This window comes from Streptomyces sp. NPDC017056, from assembly GCF_044332485.1.
GTDB lineage: Bacteria > Actinomycetota > Actinomycetes > Streptomycetales > Streptomycetaceae > Streptomyces.
The window spans coordinates 257,958-273,668 of the sequence record NZ_JBIRPD010000002.1; the positions used below are offsets into that span (position 1 = coordinate 257,958).

Here is a 15,711-nt window from a genome sequence, read left to right on the forward strand (position 1 = left end):
GCACTCTTCGTGCGTACCACCCGCAACATCACCGTGGCCGCCCTGGCCGCGGCAGCCGTCGCCCTCGGCGCGAGCGCCTGCAGCGCGCCCTCCGACGTCTCCTCCTCCGGAGGGGGCAAGAAGGCCGACAGCAGCGCGCCGCTGACCGTCGCCGCCAGCCCCACCCCGCACGGGGCGATCCTCAACTTCGTCAAGGACAAGCTCGCGGCGAAGGAAGGGCTCACGCTGGAGGTGAAGGAGTTCAACGACTACAACCTGCCGAACAAGGTCACCGAGGACGGCCAGGTCGACGCGAACTTCTTCCAGCACAAGCCGTTCCTGGACACGTACAACGAGAAGAACGGCACCCACGTCGTGCCGGTCGTCAACGTCGCCATCGAGCCGCTCGGCGTCTACTCCAAAAAGATCGAGAAGCTCTCCGAGCTGACCGCGGGCAACACCGTCTCCGTGCCCAACGACCCGTCCAACGAGGGCCGCGCGCTCAAGCTGCTCGCCGACAACGGCGTCATCACCCTCAAGAAGGGCGTCGGCTCCGACGCGAAGCTGACCGACGTCGAGGACGCCAAGGGCCTCAAGCTCACCGAGCTGGAGGCCGGCCAGATCGCGCCGCGCCTCGCCGACGTCGACGCCGCCGTGATCAACGGCAACTTCGCCATCGGCGCGCAACTCAAGCCCTCCACCGACGCGCTCGCCCTGGAGAAGGCCGAGGGCAACCCGTACGCCAACTTCCTGGCCGTCAAGAAGGGCAACGAGGACGACCCGCGGGTCAAGAAGCTGGCGAAGTTGCTGAACTCGCCCGAGGTCAAGAAGTTCATCGAGGACAAGTACAAGGACGGCTCGGTCATCCCGGCCTTCGGCGCTCCCCAGGGCTGACCGCCGCCACCGCACACGGCGTCCGCACCGGGCCGCCGGCCGCCCGACGACGGGCCCCGGAAGCGCGCACCGCGCCACCGGGGCCCGCGTGCGTGGCACATCCCCGGTCGGATGCTGCATGCTGGTGCACTCAAGACGGTCAACACGGCCCGAACTTCGGAGCAGCACGGTCAACGGCGTTGGAGCAGCGGCATGACATCCACCTTTCCGGACATCTCCATCAGCACGGATCGGTTGGTGCTACGCCCCTTCGAAGAGGCCGACGTGCCCGCGCTCACGGAGATGATGAACGACGAGCTGACCACCGCCTGGACGGCGCGGCCGCACCCGTACACCACCGACACCGCCCGGCACTGGACCACCCGCGAGGCCGGCGAGGTCCGCACCGAAGGCCGCGGCATCGCCTTCGCCGTCACCGAGTTCCTCACCCAGCGCCTGGTCGGCACCATCCAGGTCGACCACACCGACTGGCGGGTGCTCAGCACCGAGGTCGCCTACGTCACCGCGCCCTGGGCCCGCGGCGAAGGCTACGCCTGCGAATCCGTCCTGGCGGTGGCGCAATGGCTCTTCCGCGACCAGAAGTTCGAACGGGTGGAGCTGCGCACCGCCGCCGACAACACCGCCGCCCAGCAGGTGGCGCAGAAGGTCGGCTGCATCAGCGAGGGCGTGCTGCGGAACGCCTGGATAGCCCGCTCGCGCACCGAGGACGGCGGCTGGGCGGACATCCGTACGGACCTGATCGTCTGGAGCCTGCTCCCCGAGGACCTCGACGGCGTCCCGGGCCGGATGGCCGACGCCAACGGCTTCGCCTACCCCGAGTGGAACTGACCGCGCGACCGGCCGGTTCCGGCCAGGCCGGGCACGGCCCGCTTCGCTGTGGTCCGGACCTCTCGGGGTAGTCTCGGCCTGCCCGCAGGACGCCGCGGCCGGCCGCCGCCGCGTGGGCCGCCCGGCGTGCCCGGCGAGTTCCGTATGGCCCAGCCCTGTCCCGTAGCAAGCGAAGCCCAGGAGACTGACGACGATGGCCGACCGGGTCACGGTGATCGGGTGGGACGGTTCGCCGTTGACCGCCGCCGCCCGCTCCGCCCTCGGCGCGGCGACCCTCGTGGCCGGCGCCGCCCACCACCTCGCCCTCCCCGAAGTCCCGCCGCACGCCGAGCGGATCCGGCTGGGCAGCGTGGGCCTGGCCGCCCGCCGCATCGCCCAGCACCGCGGCACCGCCGTGGTGCTCGCCGACGGCGACCCCGGATTCTTCGGCGTCGTACGGACCCTGCGCGCACCCGAGCACGGCCTGGAGGTCGAGGTGGTGCCCGCCGTCTCGTCCGTCGCCGCGGCCTTCGCGCGGGCCGGCATGCCCTGGGACGACGCCCAGATCGTCGTCGCCCACAGCCGCGACCTGCGGCGCGCCGTGAACGTCTGCCGCGCGCACACCAAGGTCGCGGTCCTCACCGCACCCGGCGCCGGCCCCGCCGAACTCGCCCTGCTGCTGCGCGGCGTGCACCGCACCTTCGTCATCTGCGAGGAACTGGGCACCGAACGCGAGCAGGTCACCGTACTGACCTCGGACAAGGCCGCCGACCACGTCTGGCGCGACCCCAACGTCGTCATCGTCGCGGGCGGGGCCAGCGCCGCCACCCAGGGCAGCGGCTGGATGGCGGGGCGCGACGTCGCCTACCCGGCCCCGCCGCGCGGCTGGGGGCTGCCCGCCCAGGCGTACGGCGGCGTCCTGGGGGAGGGGGAGTCGGTCCAGCTGCGCAGCGCCCAGCTGGCCCGCCTCGGGCCCCGGCCCGGCGATCTGGTCTGGGACATCGGCGCGGGCAGCGGGGCCGCCGCCGTCGAGGCCGCGCGCTTCGGCGCGGCCGTCATCGCCGTTGACGCCGACCCGGACGCCTGCGACCGCACCGCGGCGATGGCCCGCCGGTACGGCGTCCAGCTCCAGGTCGTGCACGGCCGCGCCCCCCAGGTACTGGAAGACCTGCCGGAGCCGGACGTCGTACGGGTCGGCGCCGGGGGAGCGGCGGTGGTCACCGCCTGCGCCGACCGCAGGCCCGAGCGGATCGTCGCGCACGCCGCGACCCGCGACGAGGCCGAGGCGGTCGGCCGGGCGCTGTCCGACGGCGGATACGAGACCGAGTGCGCGCTGCTCCAGTCGGTCGAGCTGGACACCTCCGCGTGGGTCGAGCGCGAGCGGGCCGTCGTTTTCCTGCTGAGCGGGTACCGGGTTTCTCACCCGTGACGGGGCCGGGGTGCGGTGGGAGGTAGGCTGGCGGATCGTTGCGCCGCCGTCCCGCGTTCGGTTTCGTACGCCAATATCCGGAACATGCCGTGGTTTTGGCCGTAATTGAAGCTCTCAAGGGCGGACGTGCCGCGAGGCGCGCTCGCTCGTTCTAGCTATAGGGGCGGTCGGCGCGCCGCGGTGGAGCGCGTCGCACGAGCGGTTGGAAGGAGCACTACCAATGGGCGAGGGGTACGCATGACCGACACCGGCCAGGTCCCTGGCGAGGGACTGCCGGAGAACGCAGGCGGACAGCCCGGACAGCCGCAGCCGGCGGCCGTCCCCTCCCCTGCCGATGCCGGCCCGACGCAAGCACCGGGCGTGCCCGAGGCCCCCGGTGCCTACACCTTCCTGGACCCCGCCGACGCGGGCGCCGAGGACGACGACCTGCTGCTGATGCCCGGCGCGCAGGGCGCGTGGGGGAGCGAGCAGCAGCACCACCAGCCCGTGCAGCCCCTGCCGCAGGTTCCGCAGCAGGCGCAGCCCCAGCCGTCCGTGCCGGAGCAGGCCGGGCCGTACGACTCCGCGCCGCTCGGCGCCATGGCGTACGAGCCCGCGCCGCCGGAGGCCGGCGACCACGAGAGCGGCGGCCGCGACCCGGGCTCCGTCGACCCGGGCGGCGTGCGCGTCCCGCCGTCCGCAGGCCGGCAGCAGGCGCCCGCGCCGCCCCGCCGCCCGCTCCACATGGGCCCGCCGGTCCCCGACGCGACCGGCGGCGTGGTCCGCTCGCTCGCCGACCGCGGCCCGGCCGGCGCGCCGCCGAGCCCGCCGGTGCGCAGCACCCCCGGCCCGGCGATGACGGTGCCCGAGTACCTGGACGTCGAGGAGGAGGCGCCGCAGCCGGCGGCCGCCGCCGCGCAGCCCGCGACCGCCCAGGCGTACGCGGCGCCCGGCGGGGCCCCGGTGCCCGGGCCGCAGCTCGGCGAGATCCCCGCGCAGGTCCCGTCCTGGGACAGCGCCCCGGCGCAGGCCGCCCCGGTCGCTCCGGTCGCCGCGGCCGCCGTCGCGGAGGCCCCCGAGGCCCCGGCCGCCGCCGGGACTGCTCCGGCCGCCGGGACCGCTCCGGTTGCAGAAACGGTCGCTCCCGGTGCTCAAGAGGCTGCGGTGGCCGATGTGACTACAGAGGCGCCGGAGGCTCCGGAGGCCGAGACCGAAACCGAGGTCGAAGCCGAGGCCGGCGAGGCGGCGGAGGACGCCGCTCCGGCGGCGCAGACCGAGCCTGCCGGGCCCGCCGAGTCCGCCGAGCAGGCCGTTCCGGTCGTGCAGCCGGCGGAGCCGGTCCAGGAGCCCGCGGGCGCCGGTGAGACCACGCATGCGACGGGTACGGCCGAGGGCGCCACGGTGGTGGCGCAGCCCGCCGAGCCCGCCGAGGTGCCGCAGCCCATACAGCCCGCCGAGGAGGCACCGGCCGCCGCGGCCGAGGAGCCCGCGCCGGCGGCCCCCGAGACGGCCGCGCCCGCTGCCGCCGAGCAGGTGCAGTCCGCCGCCGAGCCGCAGGCCGCGCCCGAAGAGCAGGCCGAGGCCGTGCCCGCGGCTTCCGCGGAGGCCCAGGCCCCCGCCGTGGCGCCCGAGGCGGCGCAGGCCCCCGAGGCCGTACAAGGGGACGAAGCCGTGGCCGACGTACCGCAGACGCAGGAGGCCCCGGAAGCGGCGGCCCCCGAGGCGGCGCAGCCCGCCGTGGCGCCCGAGCCCGCTCCGGCCGCCGAGGCCGCCCCCGCGGTGGAGCAGCCCGCCGCCGGGCCCGACGAGGTCCAGGCGGCCGAGGCGCCCCAGGAACAGGAAGCGGTGGCGCAGCCGGCCGCCGAGGCTGCTCCGGCCGCCCCGGTGGCCGAAGCTCCCGCCGCCGAAGCCCCCGCCGCCGACGCGGAGCAGCCCGCGCACCCGCAGGACGTCGCCGAACTCGTCCAGCTCGGCGACGTACCGGACGCGCAGGAAGCCGCCGCAGAGCCCGCCTCGAAGCCCGGGGCCGCCCCGGCGCCCGAGGCCGCGGCCCCGGCGGCCGACGCCCAGGACCCCGCCGCCGAAGGTGCGGCCGTGGCCGAGGAAGCGCCCGCCGGCGTACCGGAAGCGCCCGTCGCCCCGCCGGCCACCGGCTACGACGAGTCCGAGCGCGCCGCCGTGCACCGCGTGATGCGCGAGCGCCGCGACATCCGCAACGGCTTCCGCCCCGACCCCATCCCCAACGAGGTGCTGCTGCGCGTCCTGGAGGCGGCCCACACCGCCCCCAGCGTCGGCCACTCCCAGCCCTGGGACTTCGTCGTCATCCGCTCGCAGGAGACCCGGGAGCGGATGCACCAGCTGGCCACGGCGCAGCGCGACGCGTACGCGAAGTCGCTGCCCAAGGCCCGCGCCAAGCAGTTCCGCGAGCTGAAGATCGAGGCCATCCTCGAAACGCCGGTGAACATCGTGGTCACCGCCGACTCGACCCGCGGCGGCCGGCACACCCTCGGCCGCCACACCCAGCCGCAGATGGCCCCCTACAGCTCCGCGCTCGCGGTGGAGAACCTGTGGCTGGCGGCCCGCGCCGAGGGCCTGGGCGTCGGCTGGGTCAGCTTCTTCGACGAGCGCGAGATGGTCCGCGAACTGGGCCTGCCCGACCACCTGGAGGTCGTCGCGTACCTCTGCGTCGGGTACGTCGACGAGTTCCCCGACGAGCCCGAGCTGATGCAGGCGGGCTGGGCCAAGCGCCGCCCGCTGTCCTGGGTGGTCCACGAGGAGACGTACGGCCGCCGCGCCCTGCCCGGCGAAGCGCCCGCCAACCTCCTCCAGGAGACGCTCCAGGGCATCCGCCCGCTGGACGCCAAGGCGCTCGGCGAGGCGTGGGAGCGCCAGAAGCGGATGACGAAGCCCGCGGGCGCCCTCGGCATGCTGGAGATCATCTCCGCGCAGCTGTGCGGCCTGTCCCGCAAGTGCCCGCCGCCGATCCCGGAGCCGGCCGCCGTCGCCGTCTTCGCGGGCGACCACGGCGTGCACGCCCAGGGCGTCACCCCCTGGCCGCAGGAGGTCACCGCGCAGATGGTCGCCAACTTCCTGGGCGGCGGCGCGGTCTGCAACGCCTTCGCCAACCAGGTGGGCGCCGAGGTCTGCGTCGTGGACGTCGGCGTGGCCGCCGACCTGCCGGCCACCCCCGGCCTGCTGCCGCGCAAGATCCGGCCGGGCACCGCCGACTTCACCGTCGGCCCCGCGATGAGCCACGACGAGGTGCTGCGCGCCATCGAGGTGGGCATCGAGACCGCCCGCGACCTGGTGGCCGCCGGCAACAAGGCGCTGATCACCGGCGAGATGGGCATCGCCAACACCACCACCTCTGCCGCCCTGATCTCCGTCTACACCGACGCCGACCCTGTCGAGGTCACCGGCCGCGGCACCGGCATCAACGACGAGACGCACGCCCGCAAGGTCGACGTCGTCCGCCGTGCCCTGGAGCTGCACCGCCCCGATCCCGGCGACCCCATCGGCGTCCTCGCCGCGGTCGGCGGCCTGGAGCACGCGGCGATGGCCGGCCTGATCCTCGGCGGCGCCTCGCTGCGTACGCCGGTCATCCTGGACGGCGTCAGCGCCGGAGCCGCCGCCCTGGTGGCCCGCGCCATCGCCCCCGAGGCGCTGGCGGCCTGCATCGCGGGCCACCGCAGCGCCGAGCCCGGCCACGTCGCCGCGCTCAACAAGCTCGGGCTGCGCCCGCTGGTCGACCTCGACCTGCGGCTCGGCGAGGGCACCGGCGCCCTGCTGGCGCTGCCCGTCGTGCAGAGCGCCGCCCGCGCCATGCACGAGGTCGCCACCTTCGACTCCGCCGGAGTCACGGAGAAGAGCTGACCGCACGGCCACCGGCCCTGAGCATGACCCCCGGCCCGCAGCCACATAGGCTGTGGGCCGGGCCCGTACCCTCTCACCAGGCCCGAGGCCCCCGGGGCGGCAACCGCCCCGCCCCACCAGCCGCTCCAGCGCCGCAGCGGCGAACGCGTCCCCGTTCCCCCGCCCGCGAGCGCTGCCCGCACCACCAGCGCCCCGCGCCACCCGCACAAGGAGCCGTACCGCCATGGCCGAGCACGCCGAACACGCCGCCTACCCCGTCGGACTGCGCCTGTCCGGCCGCCGCGTGGTCGTCCTCGGCGGCGGCCAGGTCGCCCAGCGCCGCCTGCCCTCCCTGGTCGCCGCCGGCGCCGACGTCCTGCTGATCTCGCCGTCCGCCAAGCCGTCCGTCGAGGCGATGGCCGACACCGGCGAGATCCGCTGGGAGCGCCGCCGGTACGAGTCCGGGGACCTCGCCGACGCCTGGTACGCGCTGATCTCCACCGACGACCCCGAAGCCAACGCCGCCGCCTCCCAGGAGGCCGAGGACCGCCGGGTGTGGTGCGTACGCTCCGACGACGCCGAGGCCGCCACCGCCTGGACACCGGCCACCGGCCGCAGCGAGGGCGTCACCGTCGCGGTCCTCACCGGCCGCGACCCGCGCCGCTCCGCCGCCGTGCGGGACGCCATCGTCGAGGGCCTGCGCGACGGCACCCTCGCCGCCCCGCACCACCGCGCCCGCGCCACCGGCGTCGCCCTGGTCGGCGGCGGTCCCGGCGACCCCGATCTGATCACCGTGCGCGGCCGCCGGCTGCTCGCCGAGGCCGACGTGGTCATCGCCGACCGGCTCGGCCCCCGCGACCTGCTCGCCGAACTGCCGCCGCACGTCGAGGTCATCGATGCCGCGAAGATCCCGTACGGCCGGTTCATGGCCCAGGAAGCCATCAACAACGCGCTGATCGAGCACGCCCGCGCCGGGAAGGCCGTGGTCCGCCTCAAGGGCGGCGACCCGTACGTCTTCGGGCGCGGCATGGAGGAGCTCCAGGCTCTCGCCGAGGCGGGCATCCCCTGCACCGTCGTCCCCGGCATCTCCAGCTCCATCAGCGTGCCCTCCGCCGCCGGCATCCCCGTCACCCACCGCGGGGTCGCCCAGGAGTTCACCGTCGTCAGCGGCCATGTCGCCCCCGACGACGAGCGCTCCACCGTCGACTGGTCGGCGCTCGCCCGCCTGCGCGGCACCCTCGTCGTCCTGATGGGCGTCGAGAACAGCGGCAACATCGCCGCCACGCTCATCGCGCACGGGCGCGGCGCCGAGACCCCCGTGGCCGTCGTCCAGGAAGGCACCACCGCGGCGCAGCGCCGCGTGGACGCCACCCTCGCCACCCTCGGCGAGACGGTACGGGCCGAAGGCATCCGCCCGCCCGCCGTCATCGTCATCGGCGACGTCGTAGCCGTGCACCCCACCCCCTGACCCCGCCGAACCACCACCGACAAGGCACCCACCCCGTGGCTGACATCATCACCGTCGACGATCCGGACGACCCCCGCCTGAGCGACTACACGGGCCTGACCGACGTGGAGCTGCGGCGCCGCCGCGAGCCCGCCGAGGGTCTGTTCATCGCGGAGGGCGAGAAGGTCATCCGGCGCGCCGGGCAGGCCGGATACGCGATGCGCTCGATGCTGCTGTCCGCCAAGTGGGTCGACGTCATGCGCGACGTCATCGACGCGGCCCCGGCACCGGTGTACGTGGTGAGCCCCGCCCTCGCCGAGCGCGTGACGGGCTATCACGTCCACCGCGGCGCCCTGGCGTCCATGGCCCGCAAGCCGCTGCCGACGGCCGCCGAACTCCTCGCGCGTCCCGGCACCCGCCGTATCGCGGTCATGGAAGCGGTCAACGACCACACCAACATCGGCGCCATCTTCCGCAGTGCGGCCGCTCTCGGCATGGACGCCGTCCTGCTCTCCCCGGACTGCGCCGACCCCCTCTACCGCCGCTCGGTCAAGGTGTCCATGGGCGCGGTCTTCGCCGTCCCGTACGCCCGCCTGGAGAACTGGCCCCGCGACCTGGAGACGGTCCGCGACGCCGGCTTCCCCCTGCTGGCCCTCACCCCGGACGCCGGAGCCACCCCCATCGACGAGGTGGCACCCCACCGTCTGGACCGCGCCGCCCTGATGCTCGGCGCCGAGGGCGACGGCCTGTCGGCGCGGGCCCTGGCGGCCGCCGATACCCGGGTCCGCATCCCCATGGCCCACGACGTCGACTCCCTCAACGTGGGCGCGGCGGCCGCGGTGGCGTTCTACGCCGTGACGGCGGGACGGGGGGACACCGGCCCGGCCGCCGGGTGAGTCAGGGCTGGTCGAACCAGGCGAAGGCGGCGATCCGCCAGCCCTCCGGGGTGCGGACGAACTGGAAGGTCTTGGTCCCGCTGCCTTCGAACGGCCGGCCGTCCATGACCCCGGACTTGCGGTACGTGCCGAACCGGGACGCGATGTCGCCCGCGATCTCGGTGCGTTCGGAGGTCTCCCACTCGGAGAACTCGACCAGCCGGCCTTCGGTCAGCAACCGCAGGCGGGGCTCGATGAACTCCTCCACGGTGTAGGCCGTGAACTTCTCTCCCGTGCTGACGATCACGCCGGTAGGCAGGACCAGCTTGCGGATCCTGGCCACATCGGCGGCCCGGCCGCCACGGTTGTCGAAGGCACCGAAGAACTCGGTGGTTATCGCGTCGATCTCGGTCTTGGACACGGCGGGACGTTAGCACCTGCCGGCGATCAAGGACACCGCAATGCGGACGTCACTCAGGTACGCCCGGCCCCCGGTGGCGCCTCCGTCACGGACGACGACGTGTACACCGACCGCTCGGACCCCGACGACCTGGCGGGCCCCTGGCAGCCCTGCGCCGCCGCGATACCCAGCGCGACCAGCAGCGTCACCGTGATGAACACGATGATCCGCTGCCGCAGCAGCCGCCGGTCGGGGCCCGGCCGGCGCCCGCCGGGCGACGTACGGGGCCCCTGCGCCGGCCGCGAACCGTTTCGCCCCGTGCGCGCTCCCGGCACGGCGGGACGGCCCGACGGCCGCCTGCCGCCCCGGGACTTCGGCACGGCCTCCCCGGGAGCCCCCGAGGCCCCCGGCGCCGCCTGGGTCCTGGCCGGCGCGGGCCCACGGGCCGCGCCCCCGCGCTGCGCCTGCGGACGCGGCGTCGGCGTGTTGGCCGCCCGCCGCTCCGTCCGCTGCCGCGCGTACTCCTCCGCACGCTTGCCCGTCGGGCGGTCCGCCTGCGGCCGTACGGGCCTGGGCCGGGCCGGTGTGCTCCGCTCGGACGCCGGGCCGCGCTCGGCCGACGCGCCGCGCTCGGACACCGGGCCCCGCTCCGCCGCCGGGCCGCGCCCCGGCCGCCCGCGCCCGGGGCCGCCGGACAGCCGGCCCGTGCCGGGCGCCCCGTCCGCGGGGCCGCCGGACAGCGACAGGCCCTGCGCCTCGCGAGCCGCGATCTCCTTGAGCCGTAGCGACAGCGACAGCGTGCTCGGCCGGTCCGCCGGGTCCTTCGCCAGGCAGGAGGCGAGCAGCGGCGCCAGCGCGTCCGGCACCCCCGCCAGGTGCGCTTCCTCGTGCACGACGCGGTAGAGCATGACCTCCGAACTGCCCTGCCCGAACGGGGAGTCCGCCGTGCAGGCGTACGCGAGCGTCGCGCCGAGCGCGAAGATGTCCGTCGCCGGGGTCACGGCAGCGCCGCGCACCTGCTCCGGCGCGAGGAAGCCGGGCGAGCCGACCGCGGTGCCGACGTGCGTGAGCGTGCTCGCGCCGGTGGCCCACGCGATGCCGAAGTCGATGATCCGCGGGCCCTTGGGGGAGAGCAGGATGTTGGACGGTTTCAGGTCGCGGTGCACCACGCCCGCGTCGTGCACCGCGAGCAGGCCCTCGGACAGCGCGGCGCCGATCGAGGCGACCTGCGCCGGGTAGAGCGGCCCCTCGTCGTTGACCTTGTCGTGCAGGGAGGGCCCGGGGACGTACTGCGTGGCGAACCAGGGCCGGTCCGCGTCCAGGTCGGCGGCCACCAGCCGCGCCGTACAGCCGCCGCGGATACGCCGCGCGGCCGACACCTCGCGCGCGAACCGCGAGCGGAACTCCTGGTCCTCGGCGAGGTCGGGGCGGATGACCTTCAAGGCCACCCGCTGCCCGCGCTTGTCGGAGCCGAGGTAGACCACACCCATCCCGCCCGCGCCGAGCCGCCGGTGGAGCCGGTACGAACCGACGACACGCGGGTCCTCGCGCCGGAGCCGCATCATCGCCATGTCCATCCCCGCTGCCCGGTCCCGTCTGACGTGGCACAGCTTACGGATTGACGGCTCGCTGTGCTGATAGGCCGCGCATGCGTCGGCCACCGGATTGTCAGTACCGGGTGGGACCCTGAGGTTGCGGGGGCGAGCCGGGCGCGGCGCGGCCCGGCCTCCCGTGCGTGGTCCCAATGATCCGTCGCGGAAGGGGGATTGACACGGTGAAGGGTGACCGGGTCGAGATCGTCGTGGACGCCGGGGACACGACCAGGGCGTACGAAGTGGTGGCGAGCAGGGCGGGCCGCAGGGTGGAGACGGCGGTGCGTAGGGGAGTGGTGGAAGTGAGCGAAGTCACCCGGAGCGGTTCGGTGGTCCGCACGGCCCGCTTCATGGCCAACCGGGTCCTCGCCCTGGTCGAACACCCCGTGCCCCGGGCCGAGGAGTCCGAGGCCGCGGAGCGACCCCTCCGGGATGTCCCCGGGTCCTGAGGGCTCGTCTCCACCCAGGGGAGTACGCGCGGCGGCGTACCGTCATCCTCCCGGAGGCCGGAAAAGGGGTACGACGGCATGACGCCCCGGGCCCGCCGGGTGCCTAGTCTTGTGTGCAAGCGGCGGGTGGAAGCACTCGTCCCCCGAGGTCAGACGCCCGCCGCCCCAGACACGACAGGAGCGGGGCGATGGCAGACATCTTCGGGCGCACGGCCGTCCGTACGCAAGGGCGCCAAGCCGCCTCGGCGTTCGGCGGGCAGCCCTCGGGGAAGCGCCATCCGCTCGTCGCGGTGGCCATGGTGCTGCCGCTGGCGGCCCTGCTGGCCGTCGTATTCGGCGGCTGGGATGCCGTCATGACACAGGCGTCGTCCGTGGCCGGAATGCTGGGGCGCTGAGGCGCCCCGGTCCCGGGAGAGCGGCCCGGGGCGGGGGACTTCCGGCCGACAACCCCGTGGGGACGGGGGTGCGGCGGACGGCAGAGTGGCCGGGCATCTGGGGAGATGCCCGGCCATCGGCCTGTCAGGGCCGCCCGCGTACGCCAACGACCGAGGGCCGGAGCACATCGCTCCGGCCCTCGGTCTGCGGTGTGGACGATACTGGGATTGAACCAGTGACCTCTTCCGTGTCAGGGAAGCGCTCTCCCGCTGAGCTAATCGTCCTCGGGACCGCGGCCAGGGGCCGCGGGGTGCTGCGTGCGCGATACTGGGATTGAACCAGTGACCTCTTCCGTGTCAGGGAAGCGCTCTCCCGCTGAGCTAATCGCGCGGGGTTTCCCTCTGCCCGAAGGCGGAGGAACGGTCCTTGCGGACCAGTGGACGATACTGGGATTGAACCAGTGACCTCTTCCGTGTCAGGGAAGCGCTCTCCCGCTGAGCTAATCGTCCTTGGAGGTGGAGACGGGATTTGAACCCGTGTAGACGGCTTTGCAGGCCGTTGCCTCGCCTCTCGGCCACTCCACCAGGAGTGCGGGGGTCGGGAAGATCCCCCACTTCGAGCGGACGACGAGACTCGAACTCGCGACATCCACCTTGGCAAGGTGGTGCTCTACCAACTGAGCTACGTCCGCAGGTGCCTTTCCGGACCAGGTCCGGGGAGGAACCCCGTCTCCGTTTCGCTTCCGCGTCCCGGCGACGTGTTGAACTCTAGCGGATTCCCGGGCCAGTACAAAAACGCGTTTGTGCAGCGTGCTGCGCTGCTCGCTCGGCCGGGGCGGCCGCCGGGCCCCAGCCATAGACTCGATGGCGTGAACGACCTCCCCCCTCTGGCCCGTCTCGGCGGCCGTATAGCCACTGACCTGCGCGACGTCACCCGTGATCCGGAGGCCCTGGACTCGGCCGGGTGGTGGGCCGTCGTCGCCGACTACGAGGGCGGTCTCATCTGCGCGCGCTTCGGGGACGTGCGGGACGCCGGGGCGGTGCCCCCGCCGGACCCCGCCCGCTGGCGGGGCCCGGCCCCCGGGGACTGGCGCAGTTCCCTCGACCGCGGCGCCTACACGGCGGGCGTACGGCGCATACGCGCGTACATAGCCACCGGCGAGGTCTACCAGGTGAACCTCTGCCGCATTCTGAGCGCGCCGCTGCCGGATCCCGCACGCGCCGACGTGGACGCGCTCTCCGCCGTCCTGGCCCGCGGCAACCCGGCCCCGTACGCGGGCACGGTCCGGCTCCCGGCGCACGGTACCGAGGTCGCGACGGCCTCCCCCGAGCTGTACCTGCGCCGGCACGGGCGCACGGTCGAGTCGGGGCCGATCAAGGGCACCGGCCGCATCCCGGAGGACCTGCGGGACAAGGACCGGGCGGAGAACGTGATGATCGTGGACCTGGTCCGCAACGACCTGGGCCGGGTCTGCCGCACCGGCTCGGTCACCGTCCCCGCCCTCTGCGCGGTCGAGGCGCACCCCGGCCTGGTCCACCTCGTCTCCACCGTGCGCGGCGAACTGGCGGACGAGCACGAGAAGACGGCCTGGGCGGACCTCTTCGGCGCCACCTTCCCGGCCGGCTCCATCACCGGGGCGCCGAAGCTCGCGTCGCAGCGCATCATCGAGGAACTGGAGACCGCGCCCCGCGGCCCCTACTGCGGCGGCATCGGCTGGGTGGACGCCGACCGCGGCACCGGCGAGCTGGCCGTCGGCATCCGCACCTTCTGGATCGACCGCACGGCCCCCGAGGGCCCGGTGCTGCGCTTCGGCGCCGGAGCCGGCATCACCTGGGGCTCGGACCCCGAGGGAGAGTGGGACGAGACCGAGCTGAAGGCCCGCAGACTGCTCGCGGTAGCGTCGGGCCTGCACGAGCCGAGCGGAGGGACACGACCATGAAGATCTGGCTCGACGGAGAGCTGCGCGACGCCGACGGCGCCCGGGTCTCGGTCCTCGACCACGGCCTGACGGTCGGCGACGGCGTCTTCGAGACGCTGCGGACCGTCGACGGGCGCGCCTTCGCCCTCACCCGCCACCTGGAGCGGCTCACCTCCTCCGCCCGCGGCCTGGGCCTGCCCGCGCCCGACCTCGACGAGGTGCGGCGCGCCTGTGCGGCCGTCCTGGACGCCAACCCGGCGCCGCTCGGCCGGCTGCGCATCACCTACACCGGCGGCCTCTCGCCGCTCGGCTCGGACCGCGGCGAGGCGGCCCCCACCCTGGTCGTCGCCCTCAGCGAGTCCCCGCGCTACCCCGACACCACCGCGGTCGTCACCGTCCCCTGGACCCGCAACGAGCGCGGCGCGCTGGCGGGCCTGAAGAGCACCTCCTACGGGGAGAACGTCATCGCGCTCGCCCGCGCCCGCGAGCAGGGCGCCACCGAGGCGCTCTTCGGCAACACCGTCGGCCAGCTGTGCGAGGGCACCGGCTCCAACGTCTTCGTCGTCCTGGACGGCGAGCTGCACACCCCGCCGCTGTCCTCCGGCTGCCTGGCGGGCATCACCCGCGCCCTGGCCGTCGAGTGGGCCGGCGCCAAGGAGACCGACCTGCCGCTGGACGTTCTGGAGCGCGCCGAGGAGGTCTTCCTGACTTCGACGCTGCGCGACGTACAGGCCGTCACCCGCGTCGACGGGCGGCAACTGGGTGACGCGCCGGGCCCGTTGACCGCCGAGGCGATGCGCGTCTTCGCGGAGCGCGCCGCCGCGGACTTCGACCCGCACTGATGACGGACGCCCGGGAAACCGGGTAGAAAGCCAGCGTGACCACTACGCTGCGCCCCGCCGGACCCGAAGAGCGACGCGCCGACGGCGGCCGGGCCCGTACGTACGAAGTCTGCGTCAACAGCCGCCCGGTGGGCCGGATAAGCCTGGCCACGGACGCCCGGCTGGGCCCGTCCGCCGGCCGCATCGCCGACCTGCGCATCGACGAGCGGGACCGGCACCGCGGCCGCGGCACGGTCGCCGCCCTCGCCGCCGAGGAGGTGCTGCGCGGCTGGGGCTGCCGGCGCATCGAACTGGACGTGCCGGCCGGCGCCGGGCCCGCGCTGCGGCTCGCCGCCGCCCTCGGCTACACGGAGTACAGCCGCCGGATGCGCAAGGAACTCACCACGCCGCCCGCGCTCCCCGAGGGCAGCGTGGACCGGCCGCTCGGCGCGGCGGAGTTCCCGGCCTGGCTGGCCGCCGCGCACGCCGAGTACGTCGAGGTGAAGACGGGCCACGGAATGCCGCGCGAGCGGGCGGAGCGGGCCGCGGACGAGGAGCACCGGAGGCTGCTGCCCGACGGCGCGGCCAGTGCCGGCCGGTCGGTGCGCGTACTGGCCTACGAGGGCACCGACGTGGGCACCGTCTGGACCGTGGCGGACGCCTTCGGCCGGCCCGGCGGCTACGTCCTGGCTGTCCGGGTGGCGCCGGAGCACCGCGGCCGTGGCCACGGGCGCACGCTCATGCTCGTCGCCGAGCGCGAGAGCCTCGCCGCCGGCCGCACCGTACTGGGCCTCAACGTCTTCACGGACAACGTGCCGGCCTGCGGCCTGTACGACTCGCTGGGCTACCGGCCGGCCGACCACTCCCTGCAGAAGCCCCTGCTCTGACCGGACG

13 protein-coding genes and 5 tRNA genes are annotated in these 15,711 nt (G+C 74.7%); 11 read left to right on the plus strand and 7 right to left on the minus strand.

Features of this window, described 5'->3' with window-relative positions:
- Nucleotides 1-9: 9 nt before the first annotated feature.
- From ACH4OW_RS04095 to ACH4OW_RS04120, 6 genes are all read left to right on the plus strand, one after another.
- Nucleotides 10-873 carry a MetQ/NlpA family ABC transporter substrate-binding protein gene (locus ACH4OW_RS04095; protein ID WP_360135256.1) on the plus strand — a complete coding sequence of 288 codons (864 nt, stop codon included), beginning with the start codon at nt 10-12 and terminating at the stop codon, nt 871-873.
- Between the two features lie 192 nt (nt 874-1,065).
- Nucleotides 1,066-1,701: a GNAT family N-acetyltransferase gene (locus ACH4OW_RS04100; protein WP_360135254.1), complete on the plus strand. Its 636-nt coding sequence runs from the start codon at nt 1,066-1,068 to the stop codon at nt 1,699-1,701.
- Nucleotides 1,702-1,894: 193 nt separating this feature from the next.
- Nucleotides 1,895-3,109, plus strand: a complete 1,215-nt coding sequence (gene cbiE, locus ACH4OW_RS04105; protein ID WP_360135252.1) for a precorrin-6y C5,15-methyltransferase (decarboxylating) subunit CbiE — start codon at nt 1,895-1,897, stop codon at nt 3,107-3,109.
- Nucleotides 3,110-3,346: 237 nt separating this feature from the next.
- On the plus strand, nt 3,347-6,961 hold the full coding sequence (gene cobT / locus ACH4OW_RS04110; protein ID WP_398024787.1) for a nicotinate-nucleotide--dimethylbenzimidazole phosphoribosyltransferase: 3,615 nt from the start codon (nt 3,347-3,349) through the stop codon (nt 6,959-6,961).
- Nucleotides 6,962-7,184: 223 nt separating this feature from the next.
- Nucleotides 7,185-8,408 (plus strand): uroporphyrinogen-III C-methyltransferase, encoded by a 1,224-nt coding sequence (gene cobA, locus ACH4OW_RS04115; RefSeq protein WP_398024789.1) that lies wholly within the window; start codon nt 7,185-7,187, stop codon nt 8,406-8,408.
- 35 nt (nt 8,409-8,443) lie between these two features.
- Nucleotides 8,444-9,283, plus strand: a complete 840-nt coding sequence (locus ACH4OW_RS04120) for a TrmH family RNA methyltransferase (RefSeq protein ID WP_398024791.1) — start codon at nt 8,444-8,446, stop codon at nt 9,281-9,283.
- 1 nt (nt 9,284) lies between these two features.
- Here the strand turns inward: ACH4OW_RS04120 and ACH4OW_RS04125 are convergent, their stop codons facing one another.
- A complete protein-coding gene (locus tag ACH4OW_RS04125) occupies nt 9,285-9,683 on the minus strand; it encodes a DUF4440 domain-containing protein (protein WP_398024792.1) in 399 nt (132 codons plus the stop codon).
- 53 nt (nt 9,684-9,736) lie between these two features.
- The gene (locus tag ACH4OW_RS04130; protein WP_360135242.1) at nt 9,737-11,233 is read right to left on the minus strand and encodes a protein kinase; all 1,497 of its coding nucleotides are present in this window, start codon (nt 11,231-11,233) and stop codon (nt 9,737-9,739) included.
- 203 nt (nt 11,234-11,436) lie between these two features.
- On the opposite strand from ACH4OW_RS04130, the gene ACH4OW_RS04135 reads away from it, so the two are divergent.
- Both ACH4OW_RS04135 and ACH4OW_RS04140 read left to right on the plus strand, forming a co-directional pair.
- Entirely contained in the window at nt 11,437-11,703 is a 267-nt protein-coding gene (locus tag ACH4OW_RS04135; protein WP_360135240.1) for a hypothetical protein, read from the plus strand.
- A gap of 188 nt (nt 11,704-11,891) precedes the next feature.
- The gene (locus tag ACH4OW_RS04140) at nt 11,892-12,098 is read left to right on the plus strand and encodes a hypothetical protein (RefSeq protein ID WP_360135238.1); all 207 of its coding nucleotides are present in this window, start codon (nt 11,892-11,894) and stop codon (nt 12,096-12,098) included.
- A gap of 192 nt (nt 12,099-12,290) precedes the next feature.
- Here the strand turns inward: ACH4OW_RS04140 and ACH4OW_RS04145 are convergent.
- From ACH4OW_RS04145 to ACH4OW_RS04165, 5 genes are all read right to left on the minus strand, one after another.
- A tRNA-Val gene (locus tag ACH4OW_RS04145) sits at nt 12,291-12,362 on the minus strand.
- A gap of 34 nt (nt 12,363-12,396) precedes the next feature.
- A tRNA-Val gene (locus ACH4OW_RS04150) sits at nt 12,397-12,468 on the minus strand.
- Between the two features lie 47 nt (nt 12,469-12,515).
- Nucleotides 12,516-12,587: transfer RNA gene (locus ACH4OW_RS04155), tRNA-Val, on the minus strand.
- Between the two features lies 1 nt (nt 12,588).
- Nucleotides 12,589-12,662 (minus strand) — tRNA-Cys (locus tag ACH4OW_RS04160).
- A gap of 34 nt (nt 12,663-12,696) precedes the next feature.
- A tRNA-Gly gene (locus ACH4OW_RS04165) sits at nt 12,697-12,769 on the minus strand.
- A 177-nt stretch (nt 12,770-12,946) separates the two neighbouring features.
- Between ACH4OW_RS04165 and ACH4OW_RS04170 the strand changes: the two genes are divergently transcribed.
- The 3 genes from ACH4OW_RS04170 to ACH4OW_RS04180 are packed head-to-tail and all read left to right on the plus strand — an operon-like array spanning nt 12,947 to nt 15,704.
- Nucleotides 12,947-14,017, plus strand: coding sequence for a chorismate-binding protein (locus ACH4OW_RS04170; protein WP_398024796.1), 1,071 nt, complete (start codon nt 12,947-12,949; stop codon nt 14,015-14,017).
- Complete coding sequence (locus ACH4OW_RS04175; RefSeq protein WP_398024799.1) at nt 14,014-14,838, plus strand: aminotransferase class IV; 825 nt, start codon at nt 14,014-14,016, stop codon at nt 14,836-14,838. The genes ACH4OW_RS04170 and ACH4OW_RS04175 overlap by 4 nt, the downstream gene beginning before the upstream one ends.
- A gap of 35 nt (nt 14,839-14,873) precedes the next feature.
- On the plus strand, nt 14,874-15,704 hold the full coding sequence (locus ACH4OW_RS04180; RefSeq protein WP_360135232.1) for a GNAT family N-acetyltransferase: 831 nt from the start codon (nt 14,874-14,876) through the stop codon (nt 15,702-15,704).
- Nucleotides 15,705-15,711: the final 7 nt, after the last annotated feature.

Bases quoted from the DNA above. Each gene is read 5' to 3' on its own strand.
- ACH4OW_RS04100 (WP_360135254.1), top strand. From the start codon at position 1,066: ATGACATCCACCTTTCCGGACATCTCCATCAGCACGGATCGGTTGGTG.
- cbiE (WP_360135252.1), top strand. From the start codon at position 1,895: ATGGCCGACCGGGTCACGGTGATCGGGTGGGACGGTTCGCCGTTGACC.
- cobT (WP_398024787.1), top strand. From the start codon at position 3,347: ATGACCGACACCGGCCAGGTCCCTGGCGAGGGACTGCCGGAGAACGCA.
- cobA (WP_398024789.1), top strand. From the start codon at position 7,185: ATGGCCGAGCACGCCGAACACGCCGCCTACCCCGTCGGACTGCGCCTG.
- ACH4OW_RS04130 (WP_360135242.1), bottom strand. From the start codon at position 11,233: ATGGCGATGATGCGGCTCCGGCGCGAGGACCCGCGTGTCGTCGGTTCG.
- ACH4OW_RS04140 (WP_360135238.1), top strand. From the start codon at position 11,892: ATGGCAGACATCTTCGGGCGCACGGCCGTCCGTACGCAAGGGCGCCAA.
- ACH4OW_RS04175 (WP_398024799.1), top strand. From the start codon at position 14,014: ATGAAGATCTGGCTCGACGGAGAGCTGCGCGACGCCGACGGCGCCCGG.